The sequence below is a fragment of the Actimicrobium sp. CCC2.4 genome, assembly GCF_034347385.1.
In the GTDB taxonomy this organism is placed as follows: domain Bacteria; phylum Pseudomonadota; class Gammaproteobacteria; order Burkholderiales; family Burkholderiaceae_D; genus Actimicrobium.
On sequence record NZ_CP133777.1, the window covers coordinates 1,967,153 to 1,984,403 of the forward strand.

General features: G+C 59.5%; 16 protein-coding genes. 9 read left to right on the forward strand and 7 right to left on the reverse strand.

Annotated elements, in window-relative coordinates; genetic code table 11:
- Window positions 1-74 precede the first annotated feature (74 nt).
- From RHM62_RS09175 to RHM62_RS09185, 3 genes are read left to right on the forward strand one after another with little or no spacing between them, the layout of a single operon-like run.
- On the forward strand, window positions 75-2,162 hold the full coding sequence (locus RHM62_RS09175; RefSeq protein WP_322125179.1) for a DUF802 domain-containing protein: 2,088 nt from the start codon (window positions 75-77) through the stop codon (window positions 2,160-2,162).
- The gene (locus RHM62_RS09180) at window positions 2,155-2,793 is read left to right on the forward strand and encodes an OmpA family protein (protein WP_322125180.1); all 639 of its coding nucleotides are present in this window, start codon (window positions 2,155-2,157) and stop codon (window positions 2,791-2,793) included. The genes RHM62_RS09175 and RHM62_RS09180 overlap by 8 nt, the downstream gene beginning before the upstream one ends.
- Window positions 2,786-3,499: a DUF2894 domain-containing protein gene (locus RHM62_RS09185; RefSeq protein WP_322125181.1), complete on the forward strand. Its 714-nt coding sequence runs from the start codon at window positions 2,786-2,788 to the stop codon at window positions 3,497-3,499. The genes RHM62_RS09180 and RHM62_RS09185 overlap by 8 nt, the downstream gene beginning before the upstream one ends.
- 49 nt (window positions 3,500-3,548) lie before the next feature.
- Here RHM62_RS09185 and RHM62_RS09190 read toward each other — a convergent pair whose 3' ends face one another.
- On the reverse strand, window positions 3,549-3,851 hold the full coding sequence (locus tag RHM62_RS09190) for an ArsR/SmtB family transcription factor (RefSeq protein ID WP_322125182.1): 303 nt from the start codon (window positions 3,849-3,851) through the stop codon (window positions 3,549-3,551).
- 94 nt (window positions 3,852-3,945) lie between these two features.
- Between RHM62_RS09190 and RHM62_RS09195 the strand changes: the two genes are divergently transcribed.
- Window positions 3,946-5,034, forward strand: a complete 1,089-nt coding sequence (locus RHM62_RS09195) for an NADH:flavin oxidoreductase/NADH oxidase (RefSeq protein WP_322125183.1) — start codon at window positions 3,946-3,948, stop codon at window positions 5,032-5,034.
- An 88-nt stretch (window positions 5,035-5,122) separates the two neighbouring features.
- Here the strand turns inward: RHM62_RS09195 and yghU are convergent, their stop codons facing one another.
- Both yghU and RHM62_RS09205 read right to left on the reverse strand, forming a co-directional pair.
- Window positions 5,123-5,998 (reverse strand): glutathione-dependent disulfide-bond oxidoreductase, encoded by an 876-nt coding sequence (gene yghU, locus RHM62_RS09200; protein WP_322125184.1) that lies wholly within the window; start codon window positions 5,996-5,998, stop codon window positions 5,123-5,125.
- 76 nt (window positions 5,999-6,074) lie between these two features.
- Window positions 6,075-6,965, reverse strand: a complete 891-nt coding sequence (locus RHM62_RS09205) for an NAD(P)-dependent oxidoreductase (RefSeq protein WP_322125185.1) — start codon at window positions 6,963-6,965, stop codon at window positions 6,075-6,077.
- A 267-nt stretch (window positions 6,966-7,232) separates the two neighbouring features.
- Here RHM62_RS09205 and RHM62_RS09210 point away from each other — a divergent pair, with 267 nt between their 5' ends.
- A complete protein-coding gene (locus RHM62_RS09210) occupies window positions 7,233-8,654 on the forward strand; it encodes a cytochrome P450 (protein ID WP_322125186.1) in 1,422 nt (473 codons plus the stop codon).
- Here RHM62_RS09210 and RHM62_RS09215 read toward each other — a convergent pair.
- Genes RHM62_RS09215 through map form a run of 4 tightly spaced genes read right to left on the reverse strand, consistent with a single transcriptional unit; the run spans window position 8,651 to window position 13,548 of the window.
- A complete protein-coding gene (locus RHM62_RS09215) occupies window positions 8,651-9,349 on the reverse strand; it encodes an HAD-IA family hydrolase (protein WP_322125187.1) in 699 nt (232 codons plus the stop codon). The two genes, RHM62_RS09210 and RHM62_RS09215, sit on opposite strands and share 4 nt — an antisense overlap.
- A gap of 39 nt (window positions 9,350-9,388) precedes the next feature.
- The gene (locus RHM62_RS09220) at window positions 9,389-10,135 is read right to left on the reverse strand and encodes a pseudouridine synthase (protein WP_322125188.1); all 747 of its coding nucleotides are present in this window, start codon (window positions 10,133-10,135) and stop codon (window positions 9,389-9,391) included.
- Window positions 10,136-10,162: 27 nt separating this feature from the next.
- Complete coding sequence (locus RHM62_RS09225) at window positions 10,163-12,715, reverse strand: [protein-PII] uridylyltransferase (RefSeq protein ID WP_322125189.1); 2,553 nt, start codon at window positions 12,713-12,715, stop codon at window positions 10,163-10,165.
- Between the two features lie 2 nt (window positions 12,716-12,717).
- Window positions 12,718-13,548, reverse strand: coding sequence for a type I methionyl aminopeptidase (gene map, locus RHM62_RS09230; protein WP_322125190.1), 831 nt, complete (start codon window positions 13,546-13,548; stop codon window positions 12,718-12,720).
- Window positions 13,549-13,848: 300 nt separating this feature from the next.
- Between map and rpsB the strand changes: the two genes are divergently transcribed.
- The 4 genes from rpsB (at window position 13,849) to frr (ending at window position 17,212) form a co-directional block, all read left to right on the forward strand.
- Window positions 13,849-14,595, forward strand: a complete 747-nt coding sequence (gene rpsB / locus RHM62_RS09235) for a 30S ribosomal protein S2 (protein ID WP_322125191.1) — start codon at window positions 13,849-13,851, stop codon at window positions 14,593-14,595.
- A 126-nt stretch (window positions 14,596-14,721) separates the two neighbouring features.
- Entirely contained in the window at window positions 14,722-15,603 is an 882-nt protein-coding gene (gene tsf, locus RHM62_RS09240; protein ID WP_322125192.1) for a translation elongation factor Ts, read from the forward strand.
- Between the two features lie 286 nt (window positions 15,604-15,889).
- On the forward strand, window positions 15,890-16,606 hold the full coding sequence (gene pyrH, locus RHM62_RS09245) for a UMP kinase (RefSeq protein WP_009667397.1): 717 nt from the start codon (window positions 15,890-15,892) through the stop codon (window positions 16,604-16,606).
- Window positions 16,607-16,651: 45 nt separating this feature from the next.
- A complete protein-coding gene (gene frr, locus RHM62_RS09250; RefSeq protein ID WP_322125193.1) occupies window positions 16,652-17,212 on the forward strand; it encodes a ribosome recycling factor in 561 nt (186 codons plus the stop codon).
- Window positions 17,213-17,251 lie beyond the last annotated feature (39 nt).

Genomic DNA, 17,251 nt, shown 5'->3' on the forward strand with positions numbered 1-17,251 from the left:
GCATTTTTTTGGGAGCACTCGGCATTGTCTGGGTAGGTGCCGGATTCATTCGTGACAATTTACTCGCGCTCACGATGACGATACTCATCGGTATCGTCTACGTGTATGGTGCTCTCGAACTCCGCCAGTTTCGGCAGGCAACGACGACACTGACTGCGGCTCTCGCGGCCATTCCCGAGGCGTTACCTGACCTCGGTGACTGGCTAGCTCATGTCCATGGCTCGTTGCAAAACGCGGTGCGATTACGTATCGAAGGCGAGCGCGTCGGTCTGCCTGGGCCTGCGCTCACGCCGTATCTGGTTGGTTTGCTCGTGATGTTGGGGATGTTGGGTACCTTCATGGGGATGGTCGTGACACTCAACGGTGCCGTTTTTGCACTCGAAAAAACGACTGATCTTCAGGCGATGCGTTCGGCGCTTTCGATGCCGGTCAGAGGATTGGGATTGGCATTCGGAACGTCGGTCGCCGGTGTTGCCGCTTCCGCGATGCTGGGATTGATGTCGGCATTGTGCCGCCGTGATCGCGTGCTGGCTGCGCAGCTTCTCGACACCAGGATTGCGACCACGCTGCGCCGGTTTTCAGTCGCCCATCAGCGCGAAGAAACGCTCAAGGCATTGCAAGTGCAGTCGCAGATATTGCCTGCCGTCGTTGACCAGCTGCAGGCAATGATGAGCAGGATCGAAGCGACGAACCAGCAGCTGGGCCAGCAATTAAGCCAGCATTTGCTCGCCAGTCAGGAAGGCTTTCATGGCGACATCAAGGGTGTCTACACCGACCTGGCTCAATCCGTCGATAAATCGCTGCGCGAGAGCCTGAGCCTGAGCGCGCAGATAGCCGGCGACAGTATCAAGCCGGTGGTCGACGCAGCGATGGGTGCAATCGCTCAGGAATCAATAGTGATGTACGAGCGCATGGCAGGCACCGTACAACGTCAACTTGACGGCGTGTCTGTCCGGTTCGATACCGCTGTCACGACGGTAGCCGATACCTGGACAACGGCACTCGCCAGCCACGAACAGGCCAGCGGCCGTGTCGTTGCCGGAGTCCAGCATTCGTTGCAGGCATTCAACGCCACATTCGAGCAACGTTCCGTCGATCTCGTCACCGCCGTGGGCGATACGTTTGCCCGCTCGCAAGCCGCACAGGCGATCAGTGATGACGAGCTGCGACAGGCATGGACGCAATCACTGCAAGCGATCGCAGCGACTCTCACCAGCGAGTGGCAGCACACCGGTGCGCAGACACTGACGCAGCACCGCCAGCTCTGTGACACCCTCACGCGGACCGTGCAAGAGATCACCGGGCAGGCGCAGGTCAGCGCCAGCAAGTCTCTTGCGCAAACAACACAGCTCATTAGCGGCGCCGAGGAGCTGATGCGCTCCCGTATCACGGCGGAAGCGCAGTGGATCGAACAGCAGCGTGTCGCCATGGATCAGCTGAGCAGTGCGCTGCGCTTGGAACTGGGAGCACTGCGGGACGATGAAGCATTGCGTGCCGACGCTGCCGTCGCGCGACTGGCCGGTTTGGAGCTCGCCCTGACCCGCCATTTGACGACACTTGGTACGGCACTTGAAGAACCGATCACGCGCCTGATTCACACCGCCTCTGAAGCGCCACGCGCTGCGGCTGAAGTAATCGGCCAGTTGCGCAAGGAAATCTCCAGCAGCGTGGCGCGCGATAACGAGCTGCTTGAAGAACGCAGCCGCATCATGGAAACGCTCAACGCATTGCTAGGGGCAATCAATCACGCGTCTGTCGAACAGCGCGCCGTAATCGATACGCTGGTGGTGTCTTCAGCCACGGCGCTGGAGGCTGCCGGCAACACGTTTTCAGAAAACGTGACAGTAGAAACAACCAAGCTCGCCGACATCACGGCCCACTTGGTCAGCAGCGCCGTCGATGTGTCCAGCCTGGGCGAAGCGTTCGGCTTCGCGGTGCAATCGTTCAACGAAGGCAATGAAAAACTGATCGCTAACCTCCAGCGCATCGAAGGCGCGATGGACAAATCCATGCTGCGCAGTGACGAGCAGCTTGCTTACTACGTCGCCCAGGCGCGCGAAATCATCGACCTGAGCATGACCTCACAAAAAGAAATGGTGGAGCAATTGCGCCAGCTGCCAGGCCGGCAATCGATGGCTGCCGGGGAGGCGGGTAATGGATGACAGTGACGGCGGCATTGAGCATACCGCGCCGGTCTGGGCGGTATTTGGCGATTTGATGTCGGGATTGCTGGGCGCGTTCGTGCTGATACTGGTGGGCGTGATTGGCGTGCAAATGGAATTGTCGTCGAGTTTGCAGGACGAGATTGCCAAGCGCCAGGTCGAAGAGCAGCGTCGCATGACGCTCGAAAAAGCGCTGGCAATTCCGCTGGCTACCGGCCGCATCACCCTCAGCAACGGACGTATCGGCATCAGCGGCCAGGTCTTGTTCGGTCTCAATTCGGATCAGTTGCAGCCCGAGGGCCGGCAACTCCTGACCAGTCTGGTCAAGCCGCTGCAGGCTTACCTGACGACGCGCGACGAACTGTTGATGGTGAGCGGATTTACCGACGACATCTCGATTCGCGGCGGTCGCTTTGCGGACAACTGGGAGCTGTCGGCCCAGCGTGCGTTGACCGTGACCCGCGCGCTCATCGATGAAGGCATGCCATCGGCGATGGTCTTCGCTGCTGCCTTTGGTGCCGAGCAGCCCGTCAGCCCCAATACCGACGACGCCGCGCGTGCGCAAAACCGGCGGGTAGAAATGGCACCCGTACCAAAAACTCCCGCTATCAGTAAGTCGCCTGATGGATGAGGCCGGCCACGGCGCGGCAACGGATCCATCTGCTGGCATCGACACGCGCATCGCCGCATTGCGTGCTGCCGGTGCCGCACGGTTCGATGCTGTCGGTCAGCACTATCTCGAGGCACTGGCAAAGCGGTCGAAGACGCATGACGGATACATCCGGCACCTGCTTGTCGATAAGCTGTCGCAGGCCCTGGCGATATTTGCCGTACGGTTTGAACAGGCGCGATCTAACGCTGCGGGCTTCATGGCCGAGGCCGTATCCGCCCACCCGCAGCAGGCCGATGCGTTGCAGCGTCTTTTCGACGAACACGATTTCAAGGGATTGATGCGCTACCGGCAGCAGCTGAAATCCGGCGACCAGCCCGGTCTGCTGTCTGGGCTGGTGTCCGAGCTCGAACAGTACGGATCGGAAACCGCCGGGACGGGCGGTCGCACCGAACTCAAAATTCTGCGCAGCGCGAGAAATACCTGGTCATCACTGAGCGCCGGCCGGCAAGTGGCGCGGGCGCTCGAACAAGGTCCGAAGAACGCCGGGCCGATCAATTCGCACATGCTGGTGCTGCGCTCGCTGGCACTGATGCGCGACGTCTCGCCGGATTATCTCAATCGCTTCATGATTTATGCAGAGACCTTGCTGGCTCTCGATCACCTCAAGAAAGAAAAGCCGGCCACAGTGCGGAAATCATCTTCGGTAAGGAACGCGAAAATATAACTCGCGGATTACGCTGTTAGCGTGTGACCGCTGGTCAAGGCGGCTTAAGTCAGGCGTCCTGTTTCAGGATCGCCGCCAGCAAGCCGGGAAACCGGCTTTCGATGTCGGCGCGGCGCAAGCGGTTCATGTGGTTGGTGCCATTGTTTTCGGTGACGACCAGACCGGCTTCGCGCAAGACCTTGAAGTGATGCGAGACGGTCGATTTCGGCCGTCCGCCATCAAGTTCGCCGCAGGTGGCAACCTCGACCCGCGCCAGGTGCCGGACGATGTCCAGACGGATCGAATCGCTCAACGCATAGAGCACCCGTTCGAGGGCAAGGTCGGTGGCAGAGGGGTGTTTAAGTGGGCGCATAGGCAAGAGGATACACCGTGCTGTACACTCCTTCTATTGTTCGACTATTTACGAACTACCGAACTTCTGCTTATTCACTTAACCAAAGGAACCCATGTCCGCTTTATTCCAACCGTTCAAGCTTAAAAATGCGTCACTGCGCAACCGTATCGCTGTACCACCAATGTGCCAGTACATGGCTGTCGACGGTCTCGTCAATGATTGGCATCTGGCGCACTACACCAGCATGGCGCGTGGCGGTGCCGCCCTCGTGATCGTCGAGGCGACCGGTGTCGCTCCCGAAGGACGCATCACGCCAGGCTGCACCGGCATCTGGAACGATGACCTGGCACAGGCCTTCGTGCCCATCGTGCAGGCAATCAAATCGGCCGGTGCGGTGCCGGGCATCCAGATCGGCCATGCAGGTCGTAAGGCTAGTTCGAACCGGCCGTGGGAAGGCGACGACCACATTGCCGAAGACGATGCGCGCAGCTGGCAAACCATCGCACCGTCGGCGATTGCCTTCGGTGCGAACCTGCCGCGCCAGCCGCGCGAGATGACGCTGGACGACATCGCGCGCGTGCGTCAGGAGTTTGTCGACGCTGCCGTGCGTGCCCGCGAGGTCGGCTTCGAATGGCTGGAGCTGCATTTTGCGCACGGCTATCTGGCGCAAAGTTTTTTCTCGGCGCACTCGAACCAGCGCACCGACATCTACGGCGGCAGCGTCGAGAACCGCAGCCGCTTCCTTCTCGAGACCTTGAAAGCCGTACGTGAAGTGTGGCCGGAAGACCTGCCGTTGACGGTGCGCTTCGGCGTGATCGAATACGACGGCCGCGACGAGCAAACCCTGCTTGAATCGATAGCTCTGGTCGGCCAGTTCAAGGCCGCCGGCATGGACATGATCAGCGTCAGTATTGGCTTCTCGACGCCCACTGCATCGATCCCATGGGGACCGGCTTTCATGGGTCCTGTCAGCGAACGCGTGCGTCGCGAAGCCGGCGTGCCGGTCTCGTCAGCCTGGGGCTTTGGTGTGCCGGCGCTTGCCGAGCAAGCAGTCAAGTCAGAACAGCTAGATCTGGTCATGGTGGGCAAGGCCCATCTGGCCAATCCACACTGGGCGTATTTCGCCGCCAAGGAATTGGGCGTTGCGCGTGCGTCATGGACCTTGCCGGCACCGTACGCACACTGGCTTGAGCGCTACTGACACAATAACGCCGGTAACGGCCAAGCAATCGGTAAGGTGAACACGGCATTATCGTGTCCACGCACAACGGTGACACGATCCTGTTTGGTCAGGTCGATGTCGCCAGCTTGTCCTGCGTCTTTGTCGCAAAGTCACCGGCGTCATGACGCTCGTGCAACTGGCTGGATGGCTCGCCCATGGTGCGGTTGACCATGCGTCCGCGCCTGACCGCCGGGCGTTCGGCGAGCTGATTAGTCCAGCGCTGCACGTTCTTGTACTCCTGTACCTGCAGGAATTCGCCGGCGTCATACAACAGCCCTTTTGCCAGACTGCCGTACCACGGCCAGATCGCCATGTCGGCAATCGTGTACTCATCGCCGGCAATGTATTCGTTGTCGGCAAGGCGTTTGTCCAGCACATCCATCTGACGCTTGACCTCCATTGCATAGCGGTCGATCGCGTATTCGACTTTTAATGGTGCATACGCATAGAAGTGACCGAAGCCACCACCCAGAAATGGTCCGCTACCCATTTGCCAGAACAGCCATGACAGGCATTCGGCGCGCCTGGCGCTGTCGGTGGGCAGGAAGGCACCGAATTTTTCGGCCAAATAGACCAGGATGGCACCCGACTCGAAGATCCGGATCGGCGCTGCGCCGCTATGGTCCACCAGCGCTGGAATCTTGGAGTTCGGATTGATCTCCACAAAACCGCTGCCGAACTGATCGCCTTCATGAATCCGGATCAGCCAGGCATCGTATTCCGCGCCTGTGTGTCCGGCGGCCAGCAGCTCTTCGAGCATCACGGTGACCTTGACGCCATTGGGCGTGCCCATCGAATACAGCTGCAGCGGATGTACGCCGCGTTGCAGTTCTTTGTCGCGGGTAGGGCCGGATACCGGACGGTTGATATTGGCGAAAAGGCCGCCGCTTTCCTTGTCGGCAGTCCAAATTTTAGGCGGGGTGTAGGTCGATGCATCAGTCATGGGTAACTCCTTTGAAATGGTGAAAAACGCCGGGCTGATGTACAGGCCTGGCCGGTCGTGCATGTCGTGCTGAGGATTAACGCAGTGCGGCGTCTTCGGCTGTGACCAGCTCGATACCGGTCCAGTCAAGTTTGCCGCGCTGCTTGGCAAGGCTGGTCAGCAGCCGGTCATGGAGCAAGTCGGCCAGTGGCATCGGTACCATCGCCGCTTCGGCAACGTCGCGCACCAGACGCACATCCTTCATACCGAGTTCGAGCTTGAAGCCGGCCGGCTCGAAAGCGCGTTCGGCGATGGTGCGGCCGTAGTTCTGGTAAATCGGGCAGGCGAAGATGGTCTGGCCAAAAAAGCTCGCCAGCGCAGCGCGGTCGATGCCATTTTTTTCGGCCAGGGCCTGTGCTTCAGCCATGGTTTCGATGGCGGCCAGGATCATGAAATTGCCGGACAGTTTGACGACGTTCGCCGCCGCCGGATCGTCGCCAAAGTCATGGATGCCCTGTCCGAGAATAGTGAGGATGGCCTTGGCACGTTGCTTGGCATCGCCGCTGCCGGACTGGACAATCCAGAGCTTGCTGGCGGCAGCCGCTTCGGGCCGGCCGAATACCGGCGCACTCAAAAACAGGCTGCCGTTCGCGGCATGTAGCGCAGCCAGTTTTTTCGAGGTCTCAGGTGACACGGTACTCATCGAGATATGTAAGCCGCCTTTACCGAGCTTGTGAAGCAGACCGTCCTGGCCCAGCGTGACCGCTTCGAGCGCGGCATCATTGGACAGCATCGTGATGGCGATACCGCCTTCGACGACGGCGCCGGCGGCGGTGTCGGCGATGCTGGCACCGTCGGCAGCGAAGGCTTCTGCAACGGCGCGGGTGCGGTTATACACGGTGACGGCAAGACCGCTCTTGAGCAGGTTGCGCGCCATCGGCGCACCCATGCTGCCTAGTCCGAGAAAGCCGATATGTGGTGTGGTCATGGAGTTCTCCGTAGTCTGGTGCAGTTGATAGTGCGGCGGTGTCCGGACCGGCTGCGATAGGAGTTCGCGGCCGGCGCAGGGAGTCGTTGCTTGATCCGGCATCGGTGCCCATGATAGTTGAGATAGTTGGACTCCCGCTCAAGCGTACCAAGTCATCCGCTATAAGGTGCCGCAAGGCGTTGATGTCCCTCATGGTCACAGTCCCGGAAATGGCCGCTACTCGCCACTTTCAGTGTACCTTGAGGGATACCATTTTTCGGAGTCGCCATGCCAGACGCAAGAATGCCGCTTCGCCAGTTACGCGATTTGCCCGGTCCGCCAACGCTCCCGATAATCGGCAATATCCACCAGATCACACCCGATCGCGTGCACCGGATCGTCGAGCAGTGGTGCGGGCAATACGGTGATTTTTTCCGCATGTCGCTGGGGCACGCTACCTTGCTGGTGGTCGCAGACCACGTGACGATAGGCGCGATCCTGCGCGACCGGCCGGCCGGCTTCCGGCGTCCGGCCGTCACTGAAAAAGTCTCGCACGAGATGGGCGGTATTCCGGGCCTGTTCCTGGCCGAGGGCGATGATTGGCGCAACCAGCGAAGAATGGTCATGACGGCGCTGTCGCCGACGGCAATCAAGGCGTATTTTCCAGCACTGATCAAAGTGGCCTTGCGCTTGCAGCAGCGCTGGAATACGGCGGCTGCAAACGAAACACCCATCGACCTGTCGGACGACCTGAAGCGCTATACCGTCGACATCATCGCCGGCCTGGCATTCGGCACCGACGTCAACACGATTGCCTCCGGCGAAGACCGGATCCAGCAACATCTGGACGTGATCCTGCCGATGGTGGCACGACGCAGCCTGGCACTGTTTCCTTACTGGCGTTACGTGCGGCTGCCTTCCGACCGGCGACTGGACCGCAGCGTCGTCGCGCTCAAGAGCGCCATCAGCGAACTGATCGCCGGTGCGCACGACCGTCTCGCTGCCGAACCGGCCCGCCGTGACAATCCGCGCAATCTGCTCGAAGCGATGCTGGTGGCCGCCGCCGAACCCGATAGCGGCGTGACCGACCGGACCGTCTCCGGCAATGTCACGACGATGCTGCTGGCTGGCGAAGACACCACCGCCAACACGATCGCCTGGATGCTGTATCTGCTGCAGGCGCATCCGGCAGCGCTGCAGCAGGCCAGTGACGAAGTGCGCCGGGTCGCGCCCGATCCGGCTGGCTATACGATCGAACAGATGGATGCGCTGGACTATGTCGATGCCTGCGCGCTGGAGGCGATGCGGCTCAAGCCGGTCGCGCCGTATATTCCGGTCCAGGCGTTGCACGATACGGTGATCGGGGATATTGCGATACCGGCGGGTACGCCGATATGGTGTGTGCTGCGCCGGCACAGCGTCGATGAACAGTTCTTCACTGCAGCCGGCAGCTTCAACCCGCAACGCTGGCGCGATGCAGGCGACGAAGGCGGTGCCGACAAACGCATTGCGATGCCGTTCGGTGCCGGTGCGCGCACGTGTCCGGGGCGTTATCTGGCCTTGCTCGAAATAAAAATGGCAATCGCCCTGGTACTCGGGCAATTTGATCTGGTGTCGGTGCAGACCGACGACGGTCAGGAACCGCGCGAGTTGATGGCGTTCGTGATGTCGCCGGTCGGTCTGAAGATGACCTTGCGGCGTCGCTCCTAGCGGCGCAGGATCAGCGCGTTGACCAGTTCCGGCAAGGCGCTCATTGTGTCGAAGGTGGCATGAACCCCGAGCGCCTGCATGCGCAATGCCTGTCCGGCCGGAACATGTCCGCCGCCGATATATCCCAGCACCACCATCCCAGCGGCGACCGCAGCGGTCGCGCCGGTGATGCTGTCTTCAACCGCAATGCAGTGACCCGGTGCGACGCCGAGGCCGGCTGCTGCTGCCAGATAGACCGCCGGATCAGGCTTGGGCAAACCGCTGTTGTCAGGCGTGTGGATGTGGGTGCCGAACAGCGGCGCCAGGCCGGTACGGGCCAGCGCTGCGCGCACGCGGTCGCTGTGGCTGTTGCTGGCGACGGCTTTCGGTAGCGCGATCGCGGCCAGCGCGTCGGCCACGCCGGGCACCAGCGACAGCCGGCGATCGCATTCGTGTTCGATGTATTCGCCAATGGCTATCAGTTCGCCATGGGCGGGCGTCGCCTCCAGAATGACAAACAATTGCGCCAGTACTTCGACCAGCGGCAAGCCAAGGCGCGGACGGATCAGTGCGGCGAGTTGTTCGCGGTCGGCCATGCGCGACTGCAAGGACGTCAGCATCGCATCGAGCGCGACGGCCTCGCTGTCGATTAGCACACCATCGCAATCGCTGACCAGATGCGTTAAAGGGGGAACAGGGTAAGCGTGGTCAAGCAAAAGGAATCCTCATGGCATATTGTCGATGGGCGGACGGCATCAGAAGCCTTCGTCAGCAGTCAGGTAGCGCCATTCACCGACCGGTAAATCACCCAGCTTGATGTTGCCGATGCGCACGCGCTTCAAGCCCAGCACCTTCAGGCCGACCATGTCGCACATGCGCCGGATCTGGCGCTTCTTGCCTTCGCGCAGAATGAAGCTGAGCTGGTCCTCGTTCTGCCAGCGCACTTTGGCCGGCAGCAGTTCCTTGCCATCCATCGTCAGGCCGTGCTGCAGTTTCAGCAACTGGTTTTCCGGCAGCCGGCCGGGGCGATCGTACTGGACCCGTACCAGATATTCCTTTTCGACCTCGGTGGTTTCGCCGATCAACTGCTTGGCAACGCGGCCATCCTGCGTCAGCACCAGCAAGCCAATCGAGTCGATGTCGAGTCGTCCGGCCGGCACCAGGCTACGTAATTGGGTCGGGTGGAATTGCGTTGTGGCATGGTCTTCGGCCCAGCGGTTTTCCGGCTTGATCAGCGTCACGGCGGGCTGGTAGCCATCTTCGGCCTGGCCGCTCACGTAGCCCATCGGCTTGTTGATCAGGATGGTCACCAGCTTCGACTGCTCGGCGGCAGCTTGCCGCTCAATGGTCACGTGCTGGCTTGGCAAGACCTTGCTGCCGAGTTCGGAGACGACCTTGCCGTCGACCCGGACCCAGCCTTTTTCAATCCAGACATCGGCTTCGCGGCGGGAGCACAGGCCCAGTTCGGACATGCGTTTGGAGAGGCGGAGTGGTTCGGTCATGGTGTTCGTCAATCAAAGAAGTGGAGCTTAGACGCGCAAGGCGTCAAGCAAATCGGTTTCGAGCTGGATCTGGCTGCGCGCATTATTGAGCGTCGGCCCGTCGACCAGGAAGACGTCTTCGACCCGCTCGCCCAGCGTCATGATCTTGGCGGTATGCAGCGAAATCCGGTAGGTGGCGAGCACGCTGGCAATCGCGTACAGCAAGCCGTTGCGGTCGTTGGCGGAGACGCTCAGCAGATAGTACTGGCCGCGGTCGTCCGGGCGCAGGTCGACCGTCGGCGTGATCGGGAAGGTGCGCGACAGGCGCGACAAGCGGCCACGCTTGGGTTCCGGCAAGGGCTCGGCACTGCTCAGCAAATGCGTCAGTTCATGCTCGATCAGGCTGATGATGTCGCGGTAGTTATTGGCAAAATTCGGCTCGGTCACAAGGAAGGTATCGAGCGCGTAACCGTGCCGCGTGGTGTGGATCTTCGCATCGAGGATGCTGAAATTTTTCTGGTCGAAATAGCTGCAGATGCGGGCGAACAGGTCGGGCTGGTCTTTCAGGTAGACGGTCACCTGCAAGCCTTCGCCGATGGTGGCCAGGCGGCATTTGACGACCGGCGTCGGGCTGTCAAAACGGCCGTACAGTGCGCGCGTCTGCCAGGCGATATCGGATGCGTCATGGCGCAAAAAATACGCGACATCGAGCTGCTTCCAGAGGACTTCGTGCGCATCGGCCGGCAGGCCGTACAGGCGCAAGGTGGCCAATGCCGCTTGTTGGCGGTTGATCAGTTCGCGGTCGGCCGATGGCGCTTCGCCACCAAGCACACGCAGCGTGATCCGGTACAGGTCTTCGAGCAATTTGCCCTTCCACGCATTCCAGACTTTCGGGCTGGTGCCACGGATGTCCGACACCGTCAGCAAGTACAGTGCCGTCAGATGGCGCTCATCGCGCACCAGTGCAGCAAAGGCCTGGATCACGTCGGGATCGGACAAGTCCTGCTTCTGCGCGGTCTGCGACATCGTCAGGTGATGCTCGACCAGGAACACGATCAGCTCGGTATCTTCCTTCGACAAGCCGTGCTCGCGACTGAATTTTTCGGCGTCGGCCATGCCTAGTTTGGAATGGTCCCCGCCGCGACCCTTGGCGATATCGTGGAATAGCGCCGCCACATACAGCAGCCATGCGCGCGGAAAATTGGCGATCAGCTGGCTGCAAAACGGATACTCGTGCGAGTGTTCCGGCATCGTAAAACGCCGCACGTTGCGCACCACCATCAGGATGTGCTGGTCGACCGTGTAGACATGGAACAGGTCATGCTGCATTTGTCCGACGATGCGACGGAAATTCGGCAGGTAGCGGCCCAGGATGCTGGTCTGGTTCATGTTGCGCAGCGCATGCGTGATGCCTTGCGGCGAACGCAGAATATCGAGGAATAGTTCGCGATTGACCGGATCACGCCGGAACGCGGCATCGATCTTCAGCCGCGCATGCCACAGCGCCCGCATCGTGCGCGCGGTCATGCCGGTCAGCGCGGTATCGCGCGCCAGCAGCAGGAAGACTTCCAGCATCGCCGATGGCGTGGTGACGAAGGTGTCTTCATCGGCGATCTCGATGAGGCCGTTGATGTCATTGAAGCGCGGATTGATCGGCACCGTCACGGTGGGCATCGGGAACAATTGCGCGCCGATGTTCTGCAGCAAAATCACATTGAGCTGGGTGACTGCCTTGGCCGCCCAGTAATAACGCTGCATCAGGTACTCGCTGGCGCGCCGCGTCTCGGAGGTCTTGAAACCGAAGGTCTCGGCAATCGCGGTCTGGACATCGAATACCAGCCGGTCTTCGCGTCGACGCGTCAGTATGTGCAGGCGGATACGGATGTCCTTGAAGGCCCGTTCCTTTTGCACCAGCTGGCGCGCTTCGGTGCTGGTGATCAGTCCGCGTTGCGCCAGCTTGCGCCACGAGTCGCCAAGGCCGGCGGCTTTAGCTACCCACAGGATGACTTGCAAATCGCGCAGACCGCCGGGACTTTCCTTGCAATTGGGTTCCAGACTGTAGGGTGTGTCTTCGTATTTGGCATGGCGCTGATGCAGCTCCAGCGTCTTGGCTTCAAAAAAAGCCTGCGGGTCCATCGCCGCCGAGCAGCGCTCCTGCAAGAAGCGGAACAGCTTACGGTTGCCGGTCACCAGGCGCGCTTCCAGCAGACTGGTTTGTACGGTGATATCGGCAGCCGATTCAATGAGGCATTCGGGGATGGTGCGGATACTGTGGCCGATTTCGAGACCGATGTCCCATAAAGTCTGAACCAGGGCTTCGAGCTTTTCCTGCAGGGCAGGGCCGGCAGCCGCTTCCAGCAGGATTAGTACGTCAACATCGGAGTGTGGAAATAGCTCACCGCGGCCGTAACCGCCGACGGCGACCAGCGCGGCGCTGGCCGGCAGGTCACACGCCAGCCAGGCTTCGGTCAGCGCGGCATCGACATTCTTGCGCAGGCCGGCAAGCAGATTGTCGGGCTTGCCGTCGTCCTGAAAGCGGGCAATGACATCAAGCTGTTCTGCCTTGAGTTTTTCTTTCAGCGCCAGCGCAAGAGAGACCATTGTCAGGCAGCGACGATCGGGACGACCGGTGCGGTGATGAACGCCGGCGGTGGCGGCATGCCAGGCGAGACAGTCAGGATTTCATAACCGGTTTCGGTTACCAGCACCGTGTGTTCCCATTGCGCCGACAGGCTGCGATCTTTGGTCTTGATGGTCCAGCCATCACCCATTTCGCGGATTTCGCGGCGGCCGGCATTGATCATCGGCTCGACGGTGAAGATCATGCCGGCTTTCATTTCTTCGAGTGTGCCCGGGCGACCGTAATGCAAAATCTGCGGCTCTTCATGGAACACGGTACCGATGCCATGACCGCAGAATTCGCGGACCACGCTGTAACCGGCTTTTTCAGCATGCTGCTGAATCACGTGACCGATGTCGCCGAGATGGGCACCCGGTTTGATCTTCGCTATGCCGAGCCACATGCATTCGTAGGTGATCAGGCCAAGGCGCTTTGCCATGATCGATGGCTCGCCGGCATAAAACATGCGGCTGGTGTCGCCGTGGTAACCATCCTTGATGACGGTGATATCGAGATTGACCACGTCGCCATTCTTGAGCACCTTGTCGCCCGGAATGCCGTGGCAGATGACGTCGTTGACGGAGGTGCAAATGGCTTTCGGGTAGGGCGTGTAGCCCGGGGGGCAGTAGTTCAGCGGCGCCGGAATGGTGCCCTGAACGTTGGTCATATATTCATGACAGAGCCGGTCGATTTCACCGGTCGTAACGCCGACTTTAACAAAGGGCGCGATGTAGTCGAGTACTTCTGCGGCCAGGCGGCCGGCAATGCGCATGCCCTTGATGTCTGCTTCGGTCTTGATGGAAATGGAACTCATAATTGAACGTTGCCTTTCGCGAGCAAACCTGATGGTGAGCGAGATTATAGTCGACGCGCACCGGCCTCGTCATTGCAGGGGCTGGGAATAGTTGTCGGTCGCTTGAAACTGCAGCATGTTTTCGAGTACACTCTCGGACTATCTTGCGGCACGTGCCTCGGGATAGCAGTGAAGAAGTAAAAAGTGCAGTAAAAATCGCGAATCCGTTCCACAAGGGTGTTCAGGTTGCCAGCTCGATACCGGGCCGGCAGCACACTGAATCACTGAGCGGATTCCAGACCCAACCCTGGAGAAAACACCATGTCAGTAACAATGCGCGAAATGCTGGAAGCCGGCGTCCACTTTGGTCACCAAACCCGTTTCTGGAATCCTAAGATGGCACCGTACATCTTTGGCCATCGCAACAAGATCCACATCGTCAACCTCGAAAAAACCCTGGCCATGTACCAGGACGCCATGAAGTACATCCAGCAATTGTCATCGAACCGCGGCACCATCCTGATGGTAGGCACCAAGCGCCAGGCACGCGAGATCGTCGCCGCCGAAGCAGCCCGCGCCGGTATGCCTTTCGTTGATCAGCGCTGGCTCGGCGGTATGCTGACCAACTTCAAGACCATCAAGACCTCGATCAAGCGCCTGAAAGAAATGGAAGCATCGATCGCTGACGGTTCAGTTGAAAAGCTGAGCAAGAAGGAAGGCCTGATGTTCGAACGCGAAATGATCAAGCTGCAAAAATCCATCGGCGGCATCAAGGACATGGGCGGCATTCCTGACGCCATTTTCGTCGTCGACGTCGGCTACCACAAAGGCGCGATCACCGAAGCCGCCAAACTGGGCATCCCGGTTATCGGCGTGGTCGATACCAACCACTCCCCGGAAGGCGTTACCTACATCATTCCAGGTAACGATGACTCGTCGAAGGCCATCATGCTGTACGCCCGTGGCGTGGCAGATGCCATCCTCGAAGGTCGCGCCAGTTCGTTGAACGACGTTGTCGAAGCCGTCAAGTCCGGTGACGATTTCGTGGAAGTCAGCGAGCAAGCCTGAGCAGTTGTTTGACTAGTTGAGCTTCATGAAAAGGGGCAAAGCAATTTGCTCCTTTTTTTCGAGTAAATTTAAGCACCATTCAATTGTGGACGCCCGATGGGGTGTCCCTCATGTAAGGAGATAGTGATGACGGTAATTACAGCAGCGATGGTCGGTGAATTGCGCGCGAAGACCGATGCGCCAATGATGGAATGCAAGAAAGCGCTGACCGAAGCCGGTGGCGATGCAGTCAAGGCAGAAGAACTTCTGCGCGTCAAACTCGGTGGCAAAGCCTCGAAAGCCGCCTCGCGCGTGACCGCCGAAGGCGTGGTCACCGCCTATATCGACGGACAAATCGGTGCGATGGTCGAAGTCAATTGCGAAACTGATTTCGTCACCAAGAACGATGAGTTCATTGCCCTGGCTAACGCCTGCGCAAAACTGGTCGCGTTGCACAACCCTGCCGACGTGGCAGCATTGCTGGCCTTGCCGCTCGATGGCAAGACAGTCGACGAACAGCGCGCTGCGCTGATCGGCCGTATCGGCGAAAACATGTCGGTGCGCCGTTTCGAGCGTTTCGATACCAGCGTCAAGCTGGCTTCCTATTTGCACGGCACACGGATCGGCGTCACCGTCGAATTCGATGCGGCTGATGACCAGGTCGGTAAAGATGTCGCGATGCACGTTGCCGCGATGAAGCCGGTGTCGTTGTCGTCGGACGAAGTGCCTGCCGACCTGATCGAAAAAGAGCGCTCGGTAGCGGCACTCAAAGCGGCCGAATCCGGCAAGCCGGCTGACATCGTCACCAAGATGGTTGAAGGCTCGATCCAGAAATTCCTGAAGGAAGTCTCGTTGCTCAACCAGACCTTCGTCAAGAACGACAAGCAGACCATCGAGCAAATGCTTAAGGCCAACAGTGCCTCGATCAAATCGTTCAAGATGTTTGTGGTCGGTGAAGGCATTGAAAAGAAACAAGACGATTTCGCTGCCGAAGTTGCGGCGCAAGTCGCTGCTGCAAAGCAGGCGTAACGCAGCAAAACGCAGTAAAACGGGCTGCGAGGCCCGTTTTTAATTCCTGTCACAGGCCGTGTGCCTGCGGCAGGGAACGCCTGACAAAGCATGCTCAACACCGGATACGGTCAGCTTGTTTTGTCAGGCGCTCCGGGAGTCGATTGATGACTCCACAGAGGCCGGATTTGAGCGCGACTGGCACACGACTGGATTTTCCCTTCGTTTGGCCTGAAAATGGCGCGTACCAAAATCCGTTTATCCATCCAGTGACATCGCTTGCGAGAGCACAACAGGAGTTTTGTTCATGACCCAACCAGCCTACAAGCGCGTGTTGTTGAAATTGTCGGGCGAAGCCCTGATGGGTGATGATGCTTACGGCATCAACCGCGCTACCATCGAACGCATGGTCGCCGATGTCGCCGAAGTCGCGGCGCTCGGTGTCGAGCTTGCCATCGTCATTGGCGGCGGCAATATTTTCCGCGGTGTCGCCCCCGGTGCCCAGGGCATGGACCGCGCCACGGCAGATTACATGGGCATGTTGGCTACCGTCATGAATTCGCTGGCCTTGGCCGATGCGATGCGTCAAGCCGGCATTACCGCCCGCGTGATGTCGGCCATCAGTATCGAGCAGGTCGTCGAACCGTACGTCCGTCCGAAGGCGCTGCAGTATCTCGAAGAAGGCAAGATCGTCGTCTTTGCTGCCGGTACCGGCAACCCGTTCTTCACGACCGACACGGCAGCTGCGCTGCGCGGCTCCGAAATCGGCGCCCAGATCGTGCTGAAAGCCACCAAGGTCGATGGCGTCTATAGTGCCGATCCGAAGAAAGATCCGACAGCAACGCGCTATACAACGATCACATTCGACGAAGCCATTTCCAAACATTTGCAAGTGATGGACGCGACCGCCTTTGCACTGTGCCGCGACCAGAAATTGCCGATCAAGGTGTTTTCGATTACCAAGCCGGGCGCGCTCAAGCGCGTCATCATGGGCGAGGACGAAGGCACGCTGGTCCATATCTGATTTACCGAATCCATTGAATCCCCGCAGCTCGCACAGGAGAAACCCATGACCATTGTCGACGTCAAGAAAAACACCGATGTACGCATGCACAAGTCGATCGACACCCTGAAAACGGATCTTGCCAAGGTCCGTACCGGTCGTGCCCACGTCGGCATGCTGGATCACATCATGGTTGACTACTACGGCAATCCGACACAATTGACCCAGGTGGCCAATGTCACGCTGGTCGATGCCCGCACCCTCGGCGTCCAGCCGTGGGAAAAGAAAATGGTCTCGGTCGTCGAGAAAGCCATCCGTGACGCCGACCTCGGCCTGAACCCGTCAACCCAGGGCGACCTGATCCGCGTACCGACACCGGCCCTGACCGAAGAGCGCCGCAAGGAAATGGTCAAGCTGGTCAAGAGCGAAGCCGAAGACGCCAAGATTGCGATCCGCAACATCCGCCGCGATGCTAACGAAGGCCTCAAAAAATTGATCAAGGATAAGGAATGCTCGGAAGATGACGAGCGTCGTGCCCAGGATGAAATCCAGAAAATGACCGACAAGTTCGTTGCCGAAATCGACAAGCTGGTGGTCGACAAGGAAAAGGAAGTGCTGACGGTATAGCCGCCAGCCCGTGCTTATTCACTTTTTACTTCCAAGCGA